The organism is Dyadobacter crusticola DSM 16708 (genome assembly GCF_000701505.1).
In the GTDB taxonomy this organism is placed as follows: Bacteria; Bacteroidota; Bacteroidia; order Cytophagales; family Spirosomataceae; genus Dyadobacter; species Dyadobacter crusticola.
The window spans coordinates 191,859-213,213 of the sequence record NZ_JNJB01000007.1 but is presented as its reverse complement, the minus strand read 5'-3'; the positions used below and the strand labels follow the sequence as shown (position 1 = coordinate 213,213).

Annotated in this window: 17 protein-coding genes; 7 read left to right on the top strand and 10 right to left on the bottom strand. The window is 47.3% G+C overall.

The window, feature by feature from the left end; genetic code table 11:
* The first annotated feature begins 2 nt into the window (after positions 1-2).
* Positions 3-1,598, top strand: a complete 1,596-nt coding sequence (locus tag Q369_RS0111410) for a SusD/RagB family nutrient-binding outer membrane lipoprotein (RefSeq protein ID WP_031527936.1) — start codon at positions 3-5, stop codon at positions 1,596-1,598.
* Positions 1,599-1,682: 84 nt separating this feature from the next.
* Here Q369_RS0111410 and polA read toward each other — a convergent pair whose 3' ends face one another.
* On the bottom strand, positions 1,683-4,556 hold the full coding sequence (gene polA / locus Q369_RS0111405) for a DNA polymerase I (protein ID WP_031527935.1): 2,874 nt from the start codon (positions 4,554-4,556) through the stop codon (positions 1,683-1,685).
* 362 nt (positions 4,557-4,918) lie between these two features.
* Here polA and Q369_RS0111400 point away from each other — a divergent pair, with 362 nt between their 5' ends.
* Entirely contained in the window at positions 4,919-7,066 is a 2,148-nt protein-coding gene (locus tag Q369_RS0111400) for a S9 family peptidase (RefSeq protein WP_031527934.1), read from the top strand.
* 294 nt (positions 7,067-7,360) lie between these two features.
* On the opposite strand, the gene Q369_RS0111395 is transcribed toward Q369_RS0111400, so the two are convergent.
* From Q369_RS0111395 to Q369_RS0111370, 6 genes are all read right to left on the bottom strand, one after another.
* A complete protein-coding gene (locus Q369_RS0111395) occupies positions 7,361-8,647 on the bottom strand; it encodes an O-acetylhomoserine aminocarboxypropyltransferase/cysteine synthase family protein (protein WP_031527933.1) in 1,287 nt (428 codons plus the stop codon).
* A gap of 109 nt (positions 8,648-8,756) precedes the next feature.
* Positions 8,757-9,299 carry an NADPH-dependent FMN reductase gene (locus Q369_RS0111390; protein WP_035333331.1) on the bottom strand — a complete coding sequence of 181 codons (543 nt, stop codon included), beginning with the start codon at positions 9,297-9,299 and terminating at the stop codon, positions 8,757-8,759.
* 49 nt (positions 9,300-9,348) lie between these two features.
* Positions 9,349-9,873 (bottom strand): DinB family protein, encoded by a 525-nt coding sequence (locus Q369_RS0111385; protein WP_031527931.1) that lies wholly within the window; start codon positions 9,871-9,873, stop codon positions 9,349-9,351.
* 72 nt (positions 9,874-9,945) lie between these two features.
* The gene (locus Q369_RS0111380; protein WP_031527930.1) at positions 9,946-10,890 is read right to left on the bottom strand and encodes a helix-turn-helix transcriptional regulator; all 945 of its coding nucleotides are present in this window, start codon (positions 10,888-10,890) and stop codon (positions 9,946-9,948) included.
* Between the two features lie 35 nt (positions 10,891-10,925).
* Positions 10,926-11,939: an LLM class flavin-dependent oxidoreductase gene (locus Q369_RS0111375; protein WP_031527929.1), complete on the bottom strand. Its 1,014-nt coding sequence runs from the start codon at positions 11,937-11,939 to the stop codon at positions 10,926-10,928.
* Between the two features lie 91 nt (positions 11,940-12,030).
* Complete coding sequence (locus tag Q369_RS0111370) at positions 12,031-12,480, bottom strand: DUF2147 domain-containing protein (RefSeq protein WP_031527928.1); 450 nt, start codon at positions 12,478-12,480, stop codon at positions 12,031-12,033.
* Positions 12,481-12,901: 421 nt separating this feature from the next.
* Here Q369_RS0111370 and Q369_RS0111365 point away from each other — a divergent pair, with 421 nt between their 5' ends.
* From Q369_RS0111365 to Q369_RS0111355, 3 genes are all read left to right on the top strand, one after another.
* Positions 12,902-14,128, top strand: a complete 1,227-nt coding sequence (locus Q369_RS0111365) for a GAF domain-containing sensor histidine kinase (protein WP_031527927.1) — start codon at positions 12,902-12,904, stop codon at positions 14,126-14,128.
* Positions 14,129-14,271: 143 nt separating this feature from the next.
* A complete protein-coding gene (locus tag Q369_RS0111360; protein ID WP_031527926.1) occupies positions 14,272-15,498 on the top strand; it encodes an RsmB/NOP family class I SAM-dependent RNA methyltransferase in 1,227 nt (408 codons plus the stop codon).
* Between the two features lie 52 nt (positions 15,499-15,550).
* A complete protein-coding gene (locus Q369_RS0111355) occupies positions 15,551-15,784 on the top strand; it encodes a hypothetical protein (protein ID WP_157488155.1) in 234 nt (77 codons plus the stop codon).
* Positions 15,785-15,795: 11 nt separating this feature from the next.
* Here Q369_RS0111355 and Q369_RS0111350 read toward each other — a convergent pair whose 3' ends face one another.
* Entirely contained in the window at positions 15,796-16,638 is an 843-nt protein-coding gene (locus tag Q369_RS0111350; RefSeq protein WP_031527924.1) for a ThuA domain-containing protein, read from the bottom strand.
* An 82-nt stretch (positions 16,639-16,720) separates the two neighbouring features.
* Here Q369_RS0111350 and Q369_RS0111345 point away from each other — a divergent pair, with 82 nt between their 5' ends.
* On the top strand, positions 16,721-18,838 hold the full coding sequence (locus Q369_RS0111345; protein WP_031527923.1) for a Tex family protein: 2,118 nt from the start codon (positions 16,721-16,723) through the stop codon (positions 18,836-18,838).
* Positions 18,839-18,883: 45 nt separating this feature from the next.
* On the opposite strand, the gene Q369_RS0111340 is transcribed toward Q369_RS0111345, so the two are convergent.
* A complete protein-coding gene (locus tag Q369_RS0111340) occupies positions 18,884-19,330 on the bottom strand; it encodes an SRPBCC domain-containing protein (RefSeq protein WP_031527922.1) in 447 nt (148 codons plus the stop codon).
* Positions 19,331-19,431: 101 nt separating this feature from the next.
* On the opposite strand from Q369_RS0111340, the gene Q369_RS0111335 reads away from it, so the two are divergent.
* The gene (locus Q369_RS0111335; RefSeq protein WP_031527921.1) at positions 19,432-19,887 is read left to right on the top strand and encodes an SRPBCC family protein; all 456 of its coding nucleotides are present in this window, start codon (positions 19,432-19,434) and stop codon (positions 19,885-19,887) included.
* Here Q369_RS0111335 and Q369_RS0111330 read toward each other — a convergent pair.
* On the bottom strand, positions 19,884-21,206 hold the full coding sequence (locus Q369_RS0111330; protein ID WP_229206810.1) for a putative porin: 1,323 nt from the start codon (positions 21,204-21,206) through the stop codon (positions 19,884-19,886). The genes Q369_RS0111335 and Q369_RS0111330 overlap by 4 nt on opposite strands.
* Between the last annotated feature and the right edge of the window lie 149 nt (positions 21,207-21,355).

The window sequence follows — 21,355 nt, the reverse complement described above, 5'->3', positions numbered from 1 at the left end:
CAATGAGATTTAATATAAAACTTCTGGGATTAAGCGCCGTCTTCGCATTCACGCTCTCGTCGTGCGAAAGGAGCTTCGAGGACTTGGAAAAAGATCCTAACCGGCCTGTTACTGCTCCCGCTTCACTCGTTTTGAAGGGAATTGAAATGGATATGTACAGCGAAATCGGGACGCCTTTTAGCGACGAAATGCGCTGGAACCAGTTTTACGCGATCAATTACAACTATTACGGAAATAACGAATACCAGTGGTCGACATTCAAAGATCACTATCCTACATTGAAAAATGTGGTTAAAATGGAAGAAGAGGCCAAGCGTGCCGGGGCTGCTGATGTGAATGTTTATTCAGCGCTGGGCAAGTTTTTCAGGGCATTTTTCTTTGATCAAATGTCTGTGAGAGCGGGAGATCTTCCGATGAGCGAGGCATTGCTCGGCCTGGGTAAACTAACACCTAAATACGATTCACAAAAAGAGGTTTACATGCAGATCCTTACGTGGCTTGACCAGTCGAATGCAGAAATGACCACTTTGATCGCTGCCGGTGACACCAAAGTGACAGGGGATTTCTACCTGAACGAGGATCTTAAAAAGTGGCAGAAAGTAGTAAACAGCTTCCGCCTGCGCATGCTGATCCGTTTGAGTAAAAAAGAAAACGAGGCGGGGATGAACGTGAAATCACAGTTTGCTGACATTATCTCCAATCCCACCAAGTATCCTTTAATGGAAGGAATGGGAGATAACCTGGAATTCAAGTTCAATATCTTCAACAAGTATCCTTCAAACCCAGATAACTTCGGTTTCGATGCTACCCGCCAGAATATGGCGCAAACCTACGTCGGCTTGCTGACAGCCCGCAAAGATCCGCGCGTGATGGTTACCACCGAGCCCGCAGGCGCTCAGTTGAAAGCCGGTAAGCAGCCTTCGGACTTCTCTGCATTCATCGCCGCCAGTTCAGGGGAAGACCTTTCAGATATGTCCAACAAGGCAGGAAAAGACAATGGGCCAGGCTTTGCTCCGGGAGAATATTCGTTTCAGAGCCGCTCGCGCTACTATTCCAACTACACGGGCGAGAATGCATTCATCATCGGTTATCCTGAAATGTGCTTCAATATCGCGGAAGGTATTAACCGCGGCTGGGCAACGGGAAGTGCCGAGGATTGGTATAAAAAAGGGATTAGGGCTTCGCAGGAGTTTTATGGTGTAAAAACCGGCGCTCTCACGATGACTTACTCCAAAACGGGCGGTCGCGCTGCTACTGATTTTGCGAATTATACGATCAACTTCAATTTTGACGAATACTACGCGCAGTCGCTTGTGAAGTATGCAGGCAACAATGTAACAGGGCTGGAACAGATCGTAACGCAGAAGTACCTTGCATTCTTCATGAACTCGGGTATGGAAGCTTACTTCAACTACCGCCGCACAGGTTTTCCGAAGTTTATGACGGGCGTGGGCACTGGTAACTCCGGCCGTATCGCGGTTCGCTGGCAGTATCCATTGTCGGAACGTACTACGAACGAGGAAAACTACAACGCCTCTATTCAAAGACAGTTTGGCGGGAAAGATGATATCAACCAGCCGGTCTGGTTGTCGAAATAAGCATCTGGGTTACTTAGCTTGAATCAAAACGGGCTGTCTCAACTTATCTGAGGCAGCCCGTTTTTTATTGTTATTATCAACAAATCAATGCGCTTCCAGCCAGTTGGCTCCGACTCCGATGCCGGTTTCCATTCTCACGCTCATTGGTATTGCATTTCGCATCAGATCGTCTACTTTTTCTTTCAACAATGAAATTTCATCCCTGTGGGCGTCGAAGACAAGTTCGTCATGCACTTGCAGAATCATCCGGGATTTCAGTCGCTCTTTTTGCATCCAGTCGTGGATATTAATCATGGCAACCTTGATCATATCTGCCGCAGAACCTTGAATAGGCGCATTGATCGCGTTCCGCTCTGCATAGCCGCGGTTGGTCTGGTTGCCTGAGGTAATATCCGGCAGGTATCTTCTCCGGCCGAGAATGGTTTCCACGTATTTCTTCTCACGCGCTTCATTTACCACCCGGTCCATATAACCCTTCACAGCCGGGAATTCTTCGAAATAGGCGCGAATAATCTCGCTTGCTTCGCCACGTGCAATACCCAGCCGCTGGGCGAGTCCGAATGCAGAAATACCATAGATAATCCCGAAGTTCACCATTTTCGACTTGCGCCGCATATCCGAAGTAACATCTTCCAAATCGACCTTGAACACTTTACTTGCCGTAGTTGCGTGAATATCGCGGCCCTGGTTGAAAGCTTCCGTCATACTGCTGTCCTGACTGAACGCGGCCATAATGCGCAGCTCGATCTGGGAATAATCCGCTGAAAGAATCTGGAACTCCTCGTTGTCGGGCACAAATGCCTTGCGTATCTCACGCCCGCGCGGCGTTCTGATGGGAATGTTCTGCAGATTGGGATTTGTCGAGCTCAAACGCCCGGTTGCTGCCACAGCCTGATTGTACGAGGTGTGAATGCGGCCGCTTTTCTTGCTTACCAGCAGCGGAAGTGCGTCTACGTAAGTCGATTTCAATTTTTGAAGCTCGCGGTAATCGAGTATTTTACGCGCGATGACGTGGTTATTTTCCAGGTCTGACAAGATATCCTCGCCTGTTGCGTACTGTCCCGTCTTGGTCTTCTTAGGCTTATCGATCAGTTTCATTTTTTCAAACAAAACTTCACCCAGCTGCTTTGGAGAGCTGATATTGAAAGATTGGCCGGCTGCTTCATAGATCTCGGACTCCGTCATCCGCAGGTCCGATTCGAGCACGGCCGACATTTCCCGCAATGCATTGATATCAAGCCGGACGCCCGTACTTTCCATGGAAGCAAGCACTTTCGTCAGCGGCATTTCGACCTCATAATACAGCTTCGAAGCATTGACTTTCGGCAGCTCACGCGAGAAGATCTCATTTAGCTGCAAAGTAATATCTGCATCTTCGCCTGCATATTGTGTGATCTCCGGAATCGCCACGTCGCGCATTGTTCCTTGTTTTACACCCTTTTTGCCGATCAGCGAAGTAATGGAAACGGGATCGTAGTTGAGGTAAGATGCTGCCAGAATATCCATTCCGTGGCGCTTGTCAGGTTCCAGAATGTAGTGCGCCAGCATGGTGTCGCTTAGCTTCCCTTTCACCTCAATGCCGTAGTTTTTCAGGATCAGCAAATCGTATTTGACATTCTGCCCGATCTTCTCAATGTTTTCATTTTCAAAAACCTCTCTGAAATACTCGACAATCTCTTGCGCCTCCGTGCGGTCCGCTGGTACGGGAACATAAAATGCTTCCCCGGCGAGGTAGGAAAACGACAAGCCGACCAGCTCTGCGTGGATGGTTTCAAGCGACGTGGTTTCTGTGTCAAAACAAAAAGCGTCCTGCAGGTTCAGGTAGTACGCCAGACTTTTCAGGAGCTCGGGCGTGTCCACCGTATGGTACCTGTGAAAAGTGTTGTCGATCGTGCGCCTGGTTGTTGGTATCCTGAGGTCTTCGTAGGCTTGTTCCGGCGCGTCGTCGTCGGCGATACCTTCGCTCAGTATAGCGGGCTGCTTGCCCAATTCCTGCGTCGGGTTTCCAAACAGATCGAGCTGACCTTTCTGGCTTTTTGCAGCGGGCCGGGTTACCTGTGTGGTTTGTATCGGGTGGCCGATGCCGAGCACGCGCTGTTTAAGCGTTTTAAATTCCAATTCGTCGAAGAGCTCCACAATCTGGTCTGCATTGGCCGGGCAAATGGTGAGGTCTTCGGCGTCAAATGGGACGGGCACTTTGATATCGATTGTGGCGAGCTGCTTGCTCAGTACTGCTTTATCAAAATTCTCGCGGATTTTTTCTCCAAGCTTTCCTTTGATCTCGTCTGCGTGCGTGATCAGGTTTTCAATGGTATCGTACTCCGAAATCAGTTTCTGCGCGGTTTTTTCACCTACGCCCGGCACTCCGGGGATGTTGTCGACAGCGTCGCCCATTAATCCGAGAATGTCGATCACCTGGTCGATGCGCTGGATCTGCCAGCGTTCCAGGATTTCGTTGACTCCGAGTACCTCCGCACTTTTACCGAGAAAGGCGGGTTTGTAAATGTGAACGTGTTCTTCCACCAGCTGACCGTAGTCTTTATCCGGTGTCATCATGAATACCTCGAAGCCTGCATTGGAAGCTTCCTTCGCGATGGTGCCGATGATATCGTCGGCCTCATAACCGTCCAGTTCCAGAATGGGAATGCACATGGCTTTGAGCAGTCGCTTCACCAGCGGGATCGCCACAGTGATATCTTCGGGCTGTTCCTGCCGCTGGGCTTTATAGGCTTCAAACTGGACGTGGCGGAATGTAGGGGCGGCGGTATCAAACGCGACACCGATGTGGGTGGGCTTTTCTTTTTGCAGCACTTCCAGCAATGTATTGGTAAATCCAAACACAGCACTGGTGTTTAAACCTTTCGATGTAATCCTCGGCGCTTTGATGAATGCAAAGTGTGCACGATATATCAACGCCATCGCGTCGAGCAGAAAGAGTTTATGAACGGGTTTATCCATGAAGTAAGTCTTGTTACAAAACTCAAATATAATGTAAGTCGAACGACCGAAAGGGATAACAGAGGTATTTTTGTAGCTTGCTGATTAAGAAGCTGCTACGCAGATCATCTTTTTAAAAGGTGAAAACTATATGTATTTTTGAACCTTACTTAATGTATTAAAAGTATAGAATGTGAAATAAATTTGGTTTTATTAAACTAATAAAAAGGCTAGCTTAATTGATCAGATCTGCAAGTACTTAGCTAATTATAAGGTGAATACTTATCGAAATAGATGATTGTATAATTAGTATGAAAGGAATATATCATTTGAAAAGTATAGTGCATTTAGAAAATACCAACCATTTAATATTACACCCCGTAATGAGAATTATTTTACTCCTGTTAGCTGTTATCGTTTTTTCATGTAATCAAAACAAGAAATTGGACCGAAAAGCATATCAATGGCCGGACGCAAAGGCGCCCGTAGCAGAGAAGAAAGACCATGAAACCGGAATGCATGGCGACAAGCGAAATGATGAATACTACTGGATGGCTGATTATTTCAACAACGGTCCGGACAGCAAGAAGGTAGTGGAGTACCTGGAAGCAGAGAATGCTTACGCGGATACGCTGATGGCGGGAACAAAGAAATTCCAGGAAGATCTTTTCGCGGAGATGAAAGGGAGGATCAAAGAGAAGGACGAGTCCGTTCCCGTTTTCACAAATGGGTACTGGTACTACACCAGGAGTGAAGAGGGGAAACAATATTTTAAGTATTGCCGGAAGAAGGGTTCGCTCGAAGCAACAGAGGAAATCCTTCTGGATGTAGACCAGCTCGCCGAGGGACATACCTACTATTCTGCGGATGGTTTCAGTGTAAGTCCTGATAACAAAATGCTTGCTTATGGCGTAGACACCGTGTCGCGCCGGGAGTACACCATGTTTGTTAAAAATCTGGAAACAGGAAAGAATTTTGCCGACGCTATTCCGCGTACGGATCCGGGATATGAATGGGGGAATGACAATAAAACGCTTTTCTATACCTCAAAGAACTCCAAAACGCTTCTTAGTGAAAAAATCAAGCGCCACACGCTGGGCACTGACGCGAAAAGCGATGTCGTGGTTTATGCAGAAAAAGATAAGAGTAACTACATAGGTGTCGGCAAAACCAAGTCTGAAAAATATATTGTGATCGGTTCTTCGGCTACGATGTCGTCGGAATACCGCATTCTCGATGCGGACCAGCCCGAGGGTGAATTCCAGGTTTTTCAGCCGCGAATAAAGGATGTGCTGTACGAGATTGATCACCATGAAGACAAATTCCTCATTGTCACCAACAAGGATGCGCTGAATTTCCGGCTAATGGAAACGCCGGTGTCAAACACGGGTATCGAAAACTGGAAGGAAGTGATCTCTCACAGAAACGATGTGCTGCTGGAAAGCATCGAGGTTTTCAGGCATTTTCTGGTGTTCAGCGAGCGGAAGAATGGTTTGCTGCAGATCCGCGTACGTGATCTAAGAAGCAATTCTGAACATTACGTTGATTTCGGCGAGGCAGCTTATACCGCGCATCCTTCCGGAAATCCAGAGTATGATACTAAAAACCTGCGCTACACTTACACTTCGCTCACGACGCCAGGCTCTGTTTATGATTATGATATGGAGTCGAGGAAAAAGGAGTTGAAGAAGCGCCAGGAAGTTGTGGGAGGGTATAATCCGGAGGAATATGTGACAGAAAGACTTTATGCAAGCTCCCGCGACGGCGTGCGCATTCCTATATCACTTGTTTACAAAAAGAAAACGGGCAGAAGTCCGCAAACTCCGTTATTACTGTATGCGTACGGTTCTTACGGGTACAGTACGGATGCAAGTTTCAGCAGTACAAGGCTCAGTCTGCTCGACAGAGGCTTTGTTTTTGCGATTGCACACATCCGCGGCGGCCAGGAAATGGGGCGTAAGTGGTATGAAGACGGGAAGATGTTCAAGAAGAAGAATACATTCAATGATTTCATCGACTGTGCGGATCACCTGATCGCCCAAAACTATACCTCAACCGCACACCTGTACGCAATGGGCGGCAGCGCAGGGGGATTATTGATGGGAGCTGTTACCAATATGCGGCCGGATCTCTGGAATGGTATCATCGCTGTTGTGCCGTTTGTAGATGTGGTTACGACCATGCTGGATGAGAGTATACCGTTGACTACGAACGAGTTTGATGAATGGGGAAATCCTAAGAACAAGGAGTCGTACAATTACATGAAATCCTACTCGCCTTATGACAATGTCAAGAAGAGAGCTTATCCCAACATGCTCGTGATGACCGGGCTGCATGACAGCCAGGTCCAGTATTTCGAACCAGCCAAATGGGTAGCGCGCCTGCGGACGCATAAGACGAATAACAATGTACTGATGCTGAAAACCAACATGGAAGCAGGTCACGGAGGCGCATCAGGCCGCTTCGATTATCTCAAAGAAATCGCATTGCAGTACGCATTTATGTTTGCGCTGGAGGGGATTGAGAAGTAGGTGGGGAGTTTTCGGCTGTTGGCTGTCGGCTGTCGGCAATTGAGATCAATTTTCAACCAATATGGAAAAAGCCAGGCGCCTGTGAGGTAGCCTGGCTTTTCTAGATCAACGCGCAAAATCTCGGTAAAAACTCTCCCGGTTTTGCCCAGATATTAAATCCCGTAGGGATGTAACATTTTGTTATTGCCTACGATTGTTACATGCCTGACGGCATTTGCATGGGTATTGCATTATACGCCCGCCTTATTACGTATCTACCGATGTTGCATGCCTGACGGCATTTTTGGTTAGTGCTTATAAGGCTCCGATTGCCTGTTCTATGTCCGCGATAATGTCGTCGATATGTTCGATACCAACTGAGATACGAAGCTGGGTGGGGTGTACACCTGCTGAGATCTGCTCTTCGGGTGAAAGCTGTGAATGCGTGGTCGATGCCGGGTGAATGATGAGCGTTTTTGCATCACCTACGTTAGCCACGTTGCTGATCAGTTTGAGATTATCTACAAACTTTTCTGCCTGGCTCTTTTCTCCCTTCAGAGAGAACGACAGCACACCGCCAAAACCTCTTGTCAGGTACTTTTTCGCAAGCGTATTGTACTTGCTGCTTTCCAATCCTATGTAGTTGACGCTATCGACAGCCGGATGCTGTTCCAGCCACTGCGCGAGCTTCAATGCATTTTCACCAATGCGCTCTACCCGGAGTGACAACGTTTCTAAACCTTGCAAGAACAGGAATGAGTTGAATGGAGAAAGCGACGGGCCCCAGTCGCGCAATCCTTCTACGCGGGCGCGGATGATGAACTGAATGTTACCGAATGGACCGCCGATTCCAAATACATCGTTCAGCACCAATCCGTGGTAGCTGGGCGACGGTTCTGTGAATTGCGGATACTTTCCATTGCCCCAGTTGTAGGTACCTGCGTCAACGATCACACCGCCGATGGAAGTCCCGTGTCCGCCGATCCATTTGGTGGCAGACTGTACTACTACGTGCGCACCATGCCTGATAGGCTGAAAAATGGCGCCTGCGGCACCGAAAGTATTATCAACGATCAATGGAAGATCATACTTTTTGGCCAATGCTGCGAATGCCTCGAAATCGGGAACGCTGTAACTTGGGTTACCGATCGTTTCGAGGTAGATGAACTTGGTTTTGTCGTCGATAAGCTTTTCGAAGCTGCTCACGTCGTCACCGTCGGCAAACCTAGCTTCGACACCGATGTTTTTGAAGGAATTCTTGAACTGGTTATAGGAACCGCCGTACAGGAACGAGGTCGTAACGAAATTGTCGCCAACGGTTGTAATGTTATTAATCGCGAGAAACTGCGCTGAATGCCCCGATGCAGTAGCCAATGCAGCCACACCGCCTTCCAATGCAGCAATTCTTTTCTCAAAAACATCGTTCGTCGGATTCATGATCCGGGTGTAGATGTTGCCAAACTCCTTCAATGCAAACAGGTTTGCCGCATGTTCTGCATTGTTGAATACGTAGGATGTGGTTTGGTAAAGAGGTACCGCACGCGAGTTGGTTACTGGATCTGCTTCCTGGCCGGCATGGAGCTGCAAGGTTTCGAATTTCATATTCTAATACGTTTAATGTGGATCAAACCCAAATGTATTAAAATAACGGTATAAGTATACTGAGTTGGTAGTCTTTTGTTTGCGGAATAATAAATTGGATATTTCCGCTTCAATTTACCGCAGGCAGGTTCAGCAAGTTTAACAGGTTGTCAATCTGAGCACGAAGGATCTGCAAGGTTTGAAGCTCAGTGACGTAGCCCTGTTCTATTTTACTCTTGATATTGGGTATGGCGGCGGCAGAGTGCTCGTTGCGCAAAGTGCCAAGCGCCGTGAGGGTAAGCAGGAGGGAAGAGAGCGCTTTTTCACCGCCCGTATTTAATGGAGAGGCACTGATCGCAGCAACGGGTTTGGCATTGAATTCACCCGTCGCCACCGTCCAGTCTAATGCATTCTTCAATGTTCCCGGCACACCGAATGCATATTCAGGAGTGGAGAAAATGACAGCATCAGCTTGCGCGACAGCTGACTTAAACCACGTAACGGCCTCATTGTCTTTCAGCCCCGGACTAAAATGCGGGATTTGGTCCAGACCGTGAAAGACGGTGAGTGTCACGTTTTCAGGCAGCAACGTTTTGCAGGTATTTAGGATAATGGTGTTTGTTGAATCGGTACTAAGGCTTCCTGAAATTCCGAGAATGCTAATATGTTCCATGCCCACAATTTAACGGATGTGGGGCTACGAATCAACCAGTCAGAATCCATTACTTCGCCACAACATTGTAAAAGTTGTAGTCTGTCATAGGTGCATCTGTGAAACCGAGATTTCTTCCCATTGTCACAATTTGTCCCCGGTGGTAAGTGCTGTGGTTCATGCAATGCAGTATGTATTCGAATTTCGGAAAGTTGCATTCAAACCACGGGCTGACTACCAGGGTTTCTTCTACCAAACCGCCGGCTGATAGGGTTTCTACATACTCCGCAAGCTCCTGAGATTGCGCCATAACGAAGGAAAAAGTTTCGTCCAGGTCTCCATCAAATTCTTGGTCGCTGTAATCTCCGTCAGGATTGATCACGGATAGCCAGTATCGCTGTGTTTCCACGATATGAATAAGTGTTTCCCTGATGGTTGAGAAACTTGATAGTACTTCTTTATCAACGAGTTCCCTGGGTTTTCTTTTCAGCCAGTTGATCAATGTACAATTAGCCCAGTGGTTATAATCCGCGTAGTTCTGCATCAGATAAGCCAGGCTGGATTCGATCGCGGGAGTTGCAGTGAGTTGTGACATTTTCGCTGTTGTTTTGGTTCAATACAAAATAAACCCGGACAAATGACAACAGTATGTCAGCAGCTTTTTTGGTTAATTCAGTTTTTCTAAAATCTGCGTTGCCAGGACCCTGATCATGTTTTTTAGCGAAACCGGCTCCAAGATTTCTGCATTTGGGGCTAACATCAGGTACCATCTGGCGAATCCTTCGAGAGTAGGAGTGAGGAAAGTCATTTCCACCTGATCATCCTTGATCGTTTCTGACACGAACCCATAATACTCGCGTTGTTCGCGGATATACCTTGCTGTTCTTCTATTCAGTCTGATCCGCACCAGCCTCAGGTCCGCGTGATTGTAGGTATCTTCCAGGAACTCCTTCAAGGGTGCGTGTTTGTGTTCGAATGGGCGGTCTGTCAGTTCGCAGTTGAGAATGCGATCGGAGCGGAAATTGCGGTAATCGCTCCGGAGGTGGCAGTAGGCGATCGTGTACCAGTAGCTGTTTTCATGATAGACACCCACCGGCTCCACAACCCTTTCCAGCGGATCGTCACTGTTGATCGCATTGTAGTTGATCTTCGCGATCTTCTTTTCCGAAATGCTTTTCAGGAGCACGTCGAGAGTGTTGCTGTCGGCTTTGTGAAAGGCGTGGTGATTTTTGCGAACCTCGATGTGATTTTCCAGGTTCTCCACCATCGACTTCTCACTGCTCCGAAGCACAGCTTTCACCTTAAACATCGCCGACTGGTACTGCGACTGGGTAGAGAAATCGGTGAACTTCTCCATCAGTTTTTCGGCAGTGATGAAGGTCCGCGCCTCTTCTTTGGTGAACATAACAGGAGGCAGGCGATAGCCGTCCATAATGGAATAGCCAACACCCGCCTCTCCTATAATGGGTACGCCTGCTTCCGCAAGCGAGTTGATATCCCGGTAAACTGTTCGCAGACTGATCTCAAAGCGTTCTGCCAGATCCTGCGCTTTGACGATCTTGCGGGATTGAAGTTGGATCAAAATGGCAGTAATGCGGTCAAAGCGGTTCATTTGCGTAGGTCAGAAGAGATCAGACGCAAAGATGATCAAACTACCGCTTCTCTCAAATTAAATGCCTCCGAAATCAGCTCGAATGACCGCAACCTGTTTTCGGCGCTGTCTGCCATTGTTGAAATGATGATTTCGTCTACCTCAAACTCGTTTGCAAGCTTTGTCAGCTGCTCTTTCACATCTTCTTTGGTACCTGAGATAAGCCGGCCGCTGTTGTATCTGATGCGCTCCATTTCGCCGGCAGTAAAGCGATAATTCTTCACAACTTCGGGATCAGGAAACGGGCCGAACTTACCCTTTTCAAATTCTACCAGCACATAATCCATCATCTTGCGCATTTCAGCCGCTTTCTCCTCCGTTTCTCCGCAAAGCACGAAAACGGACAGCAAAGCGTGCGGCTCGGGATATTGATCCGACGGACGGAAATTGCGCCTGTAAGTTTCCACTACATCCGGCCTTACAAATCCATTGATAAACTTCGCGACAGCGAGCCCGAGGCCAAACCTCGCAGCGATATTGCTGCTGCCTCCGCTTGAACTCAGGATCCATTGCATCGGTATTGTTTCCGACTGCGGTGTTGCGTATATAAACCCGCGCTCCGTTCCGGCCGTATCTCTGAAAAAATGCTGTAAATGCTCCAATTGCCGGAGGTAGCTGCTTTCGCTGAAATCGTTGGAAGGATTCAGGATGGAAGAAGTAAGCCGGTCTGTACCGGGTGCGCGCCCCATTCCGAGGTCGATCCGTCCGGGAAAGAGTGTTTCGAGCATACGGAAGTTCTCCGCTACCTTCAATGCGCTGTGGTTGGGAAGCATGATTCCACCTGAACCGATCCGGATATGCCTGGTTGCGTCGGCCAGCTTTACCATCAAAACCTCAGGCGTTGATCCGGCGATGAAAGTGGAATTATGGTGTTCTGATACCCAGAATCGACTGTAACCCAGTTCTTCGGCTACTTTTGCCGTGTCAATGGTTTCCTGAATCGCCTGCTGCACCGTGGAGCCGGCCCTCACAACCGATTGATCCAGTATACCCAGTTTTATGTTGCCCATTATATAGTTCTGTTTATGTCAGAACAGCATAAATGTGCTTTCTATTCATTGTTGAATGAAAAATGGACTATACTTCGGGAAAGTAGGGGAGTTATAGTGCTTCTTTCGGGCTGCGCTTCCAGTAGGTGGAGCGGCCAAGCAATGGAAATCCGATGTAGCTGCGGATTTCGAGCAAATCCTTTTTCAGGCGTAGAATGCAGTTGTAAGTTTTGCCGCTTTGAGGATCGTACATCTTACCATCGTCCCACATACCATCCGTATACACGAAGTCCTGCAGCAGATCTATATTTTGCAGGTCACGATTGCGCAGACTGGTATCCCTGTTCTGTACATCTTTTTTAACCGTTTTCCCATCTGTATCAAAAAGATCTACCGCCCAGATAAGCTTGCCGGAGTACGTCTGTCCATCTTTGTAGATCTCAATGCGGTTGTCTTTCTCTTCACTGATCCATTCTCCGAGGATCTTATCAGCACTGCTTATCTGTGCATTTGACAGCAGGGAAATACAGACAAGAAATATTGTAAAAATGATCCTGGACATTTAAAAAGCAATTATGATCATAGCTGAAATCGCAAGCATTGTCTTTAAAATATTCAAAAGTGAGTTCTCTGGTATGTTGCGCATTAAATTTATGTAAACAAGTAAAAAGAGCCTAAAATCACTAAAACGGAAAAAATCTATCAGTGGTTTTGATTCTAACGTCGTTCAACTTACTATTTAACGGTGTTAGGTGATTTTCATGTTATCCATCCTTCATTGATTAGTACCAATTCTGATTGAAATCGTGATCGAATATACAACTCTTTCGCAATCACACAATACATCATTTTTCTAAGATGGTACATTAAGTCACCAGATAGTACTTTCAGAAAGTTGAAAGCATATATTGCGCTATATAGAATTACTTCTAAATTTGTTGATATAACACAATTACATTCTCCAATATCAATATATTCTTATCGTGACTTCTCATCCCGCACCCATTCCTGAAAATGAAATGGAACGATTGCTGGGCCTCTCGGATCTGGACATAGATTACAGTGACCAACAAAATACATTCAAAGATCTTGCCAAGCTGGCGGCGAAAGTAACAGGTACCACGATCTCGCTGGTTAACCTGATAGATTCACTTACGCAATGGACGATATCTAATCACGGGTTAGATATTGAGCAATTGCTCCGGGAAGAGTCGGTATGCCAGTTTACCATTATGGAAGACGAGTTCTTTGAAGTGCCTGACCTTTCGGTTGACGAGCGTTTCAAAGACAGGGCCTACGTGACTGGCGACCCCAACATTCGCTATTATTACGGTGTGCCACTCAAAACGCGGGCCGGCATTAATATTGGCGCATTGTGCGTGATGGATCAGCAGCAGGTAACACTGGATCCTGAGAAGATAGAGCTTTTAAAGATCATTGCTGACGAAATCGTAAGCAGATTGAGAACTGCCCGGCTGATGGAAAGTTTAAGAGCAAAGCTCACCGAAGCGAAACAAGCCCAGAAAAAGGTTGCGCACGATATCCGCGGGCCGCTCGGCGGGATTGTCGGGCTGGCGCAGATCATCCGTGACCAGGGCGAAAGCAATCAAATGGACGAGGTGCTGGAATTTATCAACCTGATCCACAGAAGCGGGAATTCAATACTGGACTTGGCTTCCGAAATACTGGAAACGCATCGGGAGAAACGTGTACCAGCTGCGAATAGCGTGGTCGATAGCAGCAGGTTTGACCTTACTGTATTTAAAGACAAGCTTGAAAAGCTATACAGTCCGCAGGCCCGACATAAGCAGATCAATTTTGCCGTAAACATCTCTCATTCAACAGCCAACATTTCATTTTCAAAGAATAAGCTGCTGCAAATCACAGGAAACCTGATTTCCAATGCCATTAAATTCACTCCGGCGGGCGGGAAAGTAACTGTCGACCTGAGTTTGCTGCTACATTTGGACCGACCTACTTTACAGGTAATCGTAAGTGACGAAGGCGTGGGAATGAGTGAGGATAATATCGAAGCTATTTTGTCGGGCGAAGCTTCTTCCACCGATGGTACCAACGGCGAGCAGGGTTATGGATTTGGATTGGCGCTCGTAAAACACCTGGTATCTTCCCTCGAAGGCGAGTTGAATATCAAATCGGAGCTTGGAAAAGGCACTTCTTTCATAGTTGATCTGCCTCAAAAGCTATATTGAGCGCCGGTTTTGAGAATGGTTGAAGGCGCCTGACCAAAGAATTGGTGCATTGATTACTGTGCGTAAAATGTATTTAACGAAATTGCGCTGCTTCCAAGAGTTCGGAGGCAGCGCAATTTTTTTGTTACCTAAAGAAATTTACATTGAAAATACACCGTGGACTGGTTACAGCTGTTGTCGAGGGCTTGCAGCAGATCTTTCTCAGAAACAGGCAGGCTGATCAGGTTGTAGAACAGCTTTTGAAATCGAATAAAAAGTGGGGCGCGCGCGACAGGTCCTTTATAGCTGAGCATATCTATGAAATTGTCCGCTGGTGGCGGTTGATTAAGTATGCAGCTGACATTGAAAAAGTGACGGAAACTCCCGAGTTCTGGAAAATTGCCGGTGTCTGGCTGATGATCAAGCCGGTGCATTTGCATTCGGAAAACATTGCTGAACTTCCTGACTGGCCGGAGTTTCAGTATTTCACGTCCTCACAAATCCTTGAAAGATATACCGAAGCATTGAAGATCAGGAAGACAGCGCAGTCTATCCCAGATTGGATCGATGAACGCGGCATGAAAGAGCTGGGCAAACAATGGGAATCCGAGCTGACTGCATTGAACCAGCCGGCACCTTTGTTTTTACGTGCAAACACCTTGAAAACCACTGCCGATGCCGTAATGGCGTTATTTGGGGCTGAGAATACAACGCGTGTAGCAGAAGCGCCCGACGCTGTTCTGGTCAACAAACGCCAGAACATTATGGGCAGCGAGGCTTTCAAGAATGGATGGGTTGAAGTTCAGGACGCGGGTTCGCAGCTGATCGCCCCTTATCTCGATATCAAACCCGGTTTGTCGGTCATAGATGCATGCGCTGGCGCTGGCGGGAAGAGTTTGCACCTGGCCGCATTGATGCAGAACCAGGGGTCCATTTTGTCGATGGACATTTTTCAGCCCAAACTTACCGAACTGAAAAGACGTGCGGACAGGAATGGCGTAAGTATCCTGCAAACGATGCTGATCCAGTCAGATGAGGATATATTAAAGCTTTCTGAAACCACTGACCGGCTTTTGCTGGATGTACCGTGTTCAGGTTTGGGTGTGTTAAAAAGGAACCCTGATTCTAAATGGAAGTTGAAGCCTGATTTTCTGGAAAACATCATAAAAGTGCAATGGAACATTCTGAGCACTTATAGCCGGATGGTTAAGAAAGGCGGAAAAATGGTGTACGCTACCTGCAGTTTGCTGCCTTCTGAGTCTGAAAACCAGGTGAAAAGGTTTATCAAAGAGCAGGGAAAAGAATGGGAATTTATATCCGAACGCAGAACATCGCCTGCCCGCGACGGCTTTGACGGGTTTTATATGGCGCTCCTGCAGCGAAAGAGCTGATTAATGGGCATGGTTTTTTGCTTGTTCCTCACAATCATCAAACAAAATGACCATGGATTTTCTAACAAAATATGCGTCCCCGGATATTACAAGTGAACTGCCAGACAAACAACCGCCCTGGCCAGATCGCCCGGAGCCGGGGCAGCCAGGTCCATTGAATCCCTCACCTGATGCACCCGGCGCCGACGCCCCGGAAGTTAGCACAGGTTCGAGAATGGACGATGATATTCCTGCGCAAGACATTGACGAAGAAGATGTTGGGGAGACCGAATCGCAGAATCCGTAAGGCTAGTATCACTATTTCTTCCTAGTCCCAAGCCACATCAATGCATTGATTACGAATTTACTTTGGGTTTTGTTCTCAAATGTGAGAGACAGATCTTTATTTGTCTTGTTTTCGTAATCAATGTCATTGTGGCCCATATTCATGTAAACCATCTTGTACTTCTTGTTTGTCCACGCTACGGGATAATACCCGCTGTGCCAGATCTCGTGCTGCTTCGGCCCCGTTCCCAGCGGAAAGCTGCTCGGGTCGATTGAGAGCAGTATCTCGATATCAGGATTGTTTTTCAGCTCATTTTCCCACCTGTACCATTCATTCGGAGCCGATTTAAATACAGCAGGCAGTGTTGTGGTGAGCGGATTTTTAGTATTCTCGACTTTCAAGAATGCTGCTGTTGGCCTCCACGTATTGCTTTTATACTGGCCCGATCCCAGAAACTCGTTGTGGTACCAATCCCAGTTTTGCGGGTAAGCAGAGGGAGTTAATGCAAATGCTGAAAAGTGAAACCCCAGCCAGCCGCCGCCATTCCTCACATATTTTTCAAATGCCGCACGCTGTTCCGGCTTTTCCGGCCGCGTATCCAGAAATATTACTACGTCATAATTGGCCAGAAAAGCTTCATTCATATTATCCCAATTACTTGTTGAATCATGAGTGAATCCCATTTTTCTGCCAGCCTCCGGAAAGAATTGATGTGCTTCCCTCGCGAAACTGATATGTGCCTGGTCATTTTTTCCGGTGAAAAAGGCAATCGTCTTGAAGGGTTTTTGCTTCTGTGCCAACGTAGCTGAGCTCGCGATGAACAAAAGCAGAAAGAGACTTTGAAGAAGCCATGTAACTGTCGCACGAATATGCATTGAAATGATTGGTTTAGCGCGTATTTGTTTTTAAAGCTACAAAAACCCGTTTTATTTGTCGTTACCAAAGTCTTTTTACCAAATGAATTATACACTCATTGCCCAGCAGGCCAGCATTGCCGAAAAACAGGTTAAAAGTACCATTCAGCTCTTTGAAGAAGGCGCTACTTTGCCTTTTATTGCCAGGTATCGGAAAGAGGCTACCGGCGGACTGGACGAAGTACAAATCGGGACGATACGTGACTTGTGGCAGAAACAGCTGGATGTTGAAAAACGGCGGGAAGCCATTTTGAAAAGCATCGAAGAACAGGGGAAGATGACACCGGAACTTCGAAGGAAAATTGAAGGTGTTTTTACGCTTACCGAGCTGGAAGACATTTACTTACCCTATAAACAAAAGCGAAAAACGCGTGCTATTGCTGCGATCGAAAAGGGACTGGAACCGCTGGCGCAAGCAATTTTTACCGGTAAGGAGAATGATCCGGAAGGAAAAGCGGGTGCATATATGAATGACCAGGTAGCAACTGTCGCCGATGCATTGCAAGGCGCCAGGGACATTATGGCTGAATGGATCAACGAAAATCAGGATGCCAGGGCCAGGATCCGGCAGGTTTTTCAGCGCGGTGCGGTTATTACCTCGAAGGTGAAAAAGAAAAAAGAGGAAGAAGGCGCCAAATACCGCGATTATTTTGATTTTAGCGAGCCGCTGTCCAGAATTCCGTCACACAGGCTGCTGGCAATTCGCAGGGGTGAGGAGGAAGGAATATTGAATGTAGATATCTCGCCCGACGAAGATCAGGCGCTGGAAACGCTGGATCGACTTTTCCTGAGGGGTTCTTCGCTTTGCAAAGACCAGATCGAAGCCGCTATTTCAGACAGTTACAAAAGGCTGCTCAAACCTTCCATTGAGACAGAGTTCAGTAATTTGTCCAAAGAAAAGGCAGATATCGCCGCCATTCAGGTGTTTACCGAAAACCTCAGGCAGCTTTTGCTCGCCGCTCCGCTCGGACAAAAAAACGTACTTGCAATAGATCCCGGCTATCGAACAGGCTGCAAAGTGGTAGTACTTGATCACCAGGGAAGTTTGCTTACTGATCAGGTGATCTATCCATTCGACCGTCCGACCGACGCGCAAACCAAGGTAGCAGAGTTGATCCGAAAGTATAAAATAGAAGCAATTGCAGTTGGCAATGGAACGGCGGGCCGGGAAACCGAAGATTTTGTAAAGAAGATTTTAGATTCGTCAACTGAGTATAAAGAGATTGGTTTGTTCCTGGTGAGTGAGCAAGGCGCTTCCATTTATTCTGCTTCGGAAGTGGCGCGGGAGGAGTTTCCCGATAAGGATGTGACGGTGCGCGGCTCGGTTTCCATTGGCAGAAGGTTAATGGACCCGCTGGCTGAGCTGGTCAAAATTGATCCTAAATCGATCGGAGTGGGGCAGTATCAGCACGATGTAGACCAGAATTCATTGCGAAATGCTTTGGATACAGTCGTAGAAAGTTGCGTGAATTCCGTAGGCGTAAATCTCAACACGGCCAGCAAGCATTTATTGAGGTATATTTCTGGCCTTGGACCTGCTTTGGCGCAGAATATCGTGGATTTTCGGGCTAAAAACGGAAACTTCAAATCGCGTCAGCAATTATTGAAAGTTCCCCGCCTGGGTGCCAAGGCTTTTGAGCAGGCAGCCGGATTTTTACGCATTGAAAATGGAGTTAACCCGCTCGATAACAGCGCTGTACATCCTGAGAGGTATGGTTTGGTAGAACAAATGGCGAAAGACGCGGGGTCTTCCATTAAAGATCTGATCGGTAAACCTGAGATCCGGAAGCAGATCCGACCGGAAAAGTATGTTTCTGACACTGTGGGACTGCCTACCTTGAAAGACATCCTTGCAGAACTGGAAAAGCCCGCGCGCGACCCGCGTGACCAGATAAGAAAGTTTGAGTTCGATAAATCGGTTAGAAAACCGGAGGACCTGAAAGTGGGAATGGTACTGCCGGGGATTGTTACAAACATCACTGCGTTTGGTGCCTTCGTGGATGTGGGCGTCAAGCAGGACGGACTGGTACACGTCTCTCAAATGGCGGATCGCTTTATCAAAGATCCTAATGAGATTGTCAAATTGCAGCAGGTTGTCCAGGTGAAAGTAACAGAGGTCGATCTTTCACGAAAGCGGATTGCATTAAGTATGAAGTTATAAGAAACAACCTTCCCGGGGTTCGAATTCCGGGAAGGTTGTCAAATGTCACAAGACGTGCTTGTGCTCGTTTTCCAGGATGCGTTTAATCTCCTTGGAAACTCTCATCCAGTGACCTTCTGCCGTCACCACTGCATCCTCGGTGTCGAGGTTATCTTGTGTGATGGTCAGCGTGGTCTCATCATCGTACGCCGAAATGTGGTAAGTGACGTGTGCGTAATTGTCTTCATAATCCTCCACGCCCGCCAGCGGACTCCAAAAGGAGTAGCTTAGAACACGTTCAGGAATTATTTCCAGGATCGTGCCTTTGTCTACATAAGTCCTGCCTTCAAACTGTCCGGTGAACAGGATCGGGCTACCGACGTGCCACTCCGAATCTATCTCGGCGCCATTCATATATTTCTTTACGATTTCGGGATCTATCAATGCTTTCCAGACATCTGACGGACTTGCGTAAATCGACGTGGATGTTGTTGCTATCAGTTTTCTGTTCATTGTTCCTCAGAATTTAGTCCTATCTTGAATGGGCTAAAATCGTGCCACAGAACCTCTCCCGACTGGCGCGGATATTTTGGTATTTCCCTAAACAACAAACGATGCAAGAGCTATATCTTCAGCAAAAGTTGCCCATCACGCTTGACGCAGCATGGGACTTTTTTTCTAATCCCGCTAATCTGAAAGAAATTACTCCCGCTCACATGGGCTTTGTCGTGATCTCCAAGCACCACGGTGAGAAAATGTACGAAGGACAGATCATCCGGTATATTGTGAAACCTGTACTCGGGGTACCATTGAAATGGACGACTGAGATCACGCACGTCGTACCAAAGAAGTATTTCATTGATGAGCAACGCTCGGGTCCTTACGCATTCTGGCACCACCAGCACCGTTTTACCGAAGTCGACGGCGGGGTTTTGATGGAGGATATACTCAACTACAAAGTGCCTCTGGGTATCCTGGGAGATGTGGTGAACGCCGTATTTATACGAAATGAAGTCAATGGAATATTCACTTACCGGCGAAAAGTGTTGTCAGAGCGGTTTGGAAGCTAAAAGTTGTATTGCACACGGCAGGTAAAAAGATCGTCCGGCACATCGCCGGTGTAGCCTGCCAGTGCTGACTTTTCATTCCGGACAAAATCATAGTAGAATGTGAACTTCAGGGATTCATTCGCTACATATATATAGCCCATTCCAAAGGTATCGTACCGCAAGTCGGCCTTGCTGAATCCCCTGGCATCCGAGATCTGGGTACCTGAAACCAGCTTGTTGGGATCGTACCAGTCGTATTTAAACACCAGCATGTGTTCAAGGCTGCCCAGGCTTTGGAGAAAATAGAAGTAGCCGCCGTCGAAATTACGCACGTACAATGGATTTTTAACCCCGTTCGTGACAGGGTAAACACCCGGTGTTTCGCTGGTGGAAAATGTTGCAGTCTGCTTGCCTTTGATGTATTCGGCCCTGAACTCCGTTTCACCTTTCCGGTTTGGTAAGCTGATCTGAATATCTGCCCCGGCATAGTTCCGTGGAGCAATTTTTCCGAGATTGCTTTCCGCGGAGTCGGCCGCCATGACGTATTCGCCTCCCCTGTGCTGCGTCTTGTAATGTAATTTTGACTGATGCGTGATCCCGCCTATATAACTGGATACGCCCGCAGAAAGCGTGCTGCCGCCTAGCGCACGTACTTTGGTCGGTTTAAGACTGAACCTGGCGATCACGTCTTTGTGACTGTCGTAATCCATAGGTCCCGACATGCCCTGTCCATTGAATACGCCGGCATCAAGCTTTAATTTTTTCCACCATAAATCAGACTGCCTGCTGGTAACTGTGAGCATCGCACCGATATCCCGTTCGGTCCGCATCAGTATCTGTGACATCCTGCCGCGCTCGGGACTTTCACGGTTGGCAGAGGAAAGATTGATCTCATACCCAAAAGGCCGCGCGAACATACCGGTTGTCAATGCGAATAGCCGGAATTTGTTTTCGTAAAACCTTCCCCAAAAATCTCTTATCGCGACACCCCGTTCAGTGCCGTCAAACTGAAATACGAAATAAGATGTTGGATCATTGTGTTCATTCAAATGCGCATAATCTACGCGCAACCTTCCGCGCCGGAGCATAAACCGGTTGTTGGAAGCAGCACTGAAATTGCCGCCTCCATAAGTTTCGGCTCCTTTTTTAGAGATGTATTGAAACTGCGGTTGGATGTAGCCGCTGATCCGGACGCGATTGTAACGTTCATAAATGGAGAGCATACCCTTTCCCATCTGGTTAGTGGTGTCAACCAGATCCATCAGAAAGCGCTGGGAGAAACCCTGACCGGCAGTCAGGCAAATAAGCAGGAGTGTAAATCCGGCGTATCGAAGTATCATTAAGTCAAGATAATTGGTGTCAGAAGTTACAAAGAACCTCAATTTCTGGGAAAATCATGGCCGTTTTGCGCGAAGATTTTAACTAAACGCTTGAAAAGCAGCGTTCATTTAGTATTGTTATTGAGTAGCGAAAGTATCTTATATTTCAT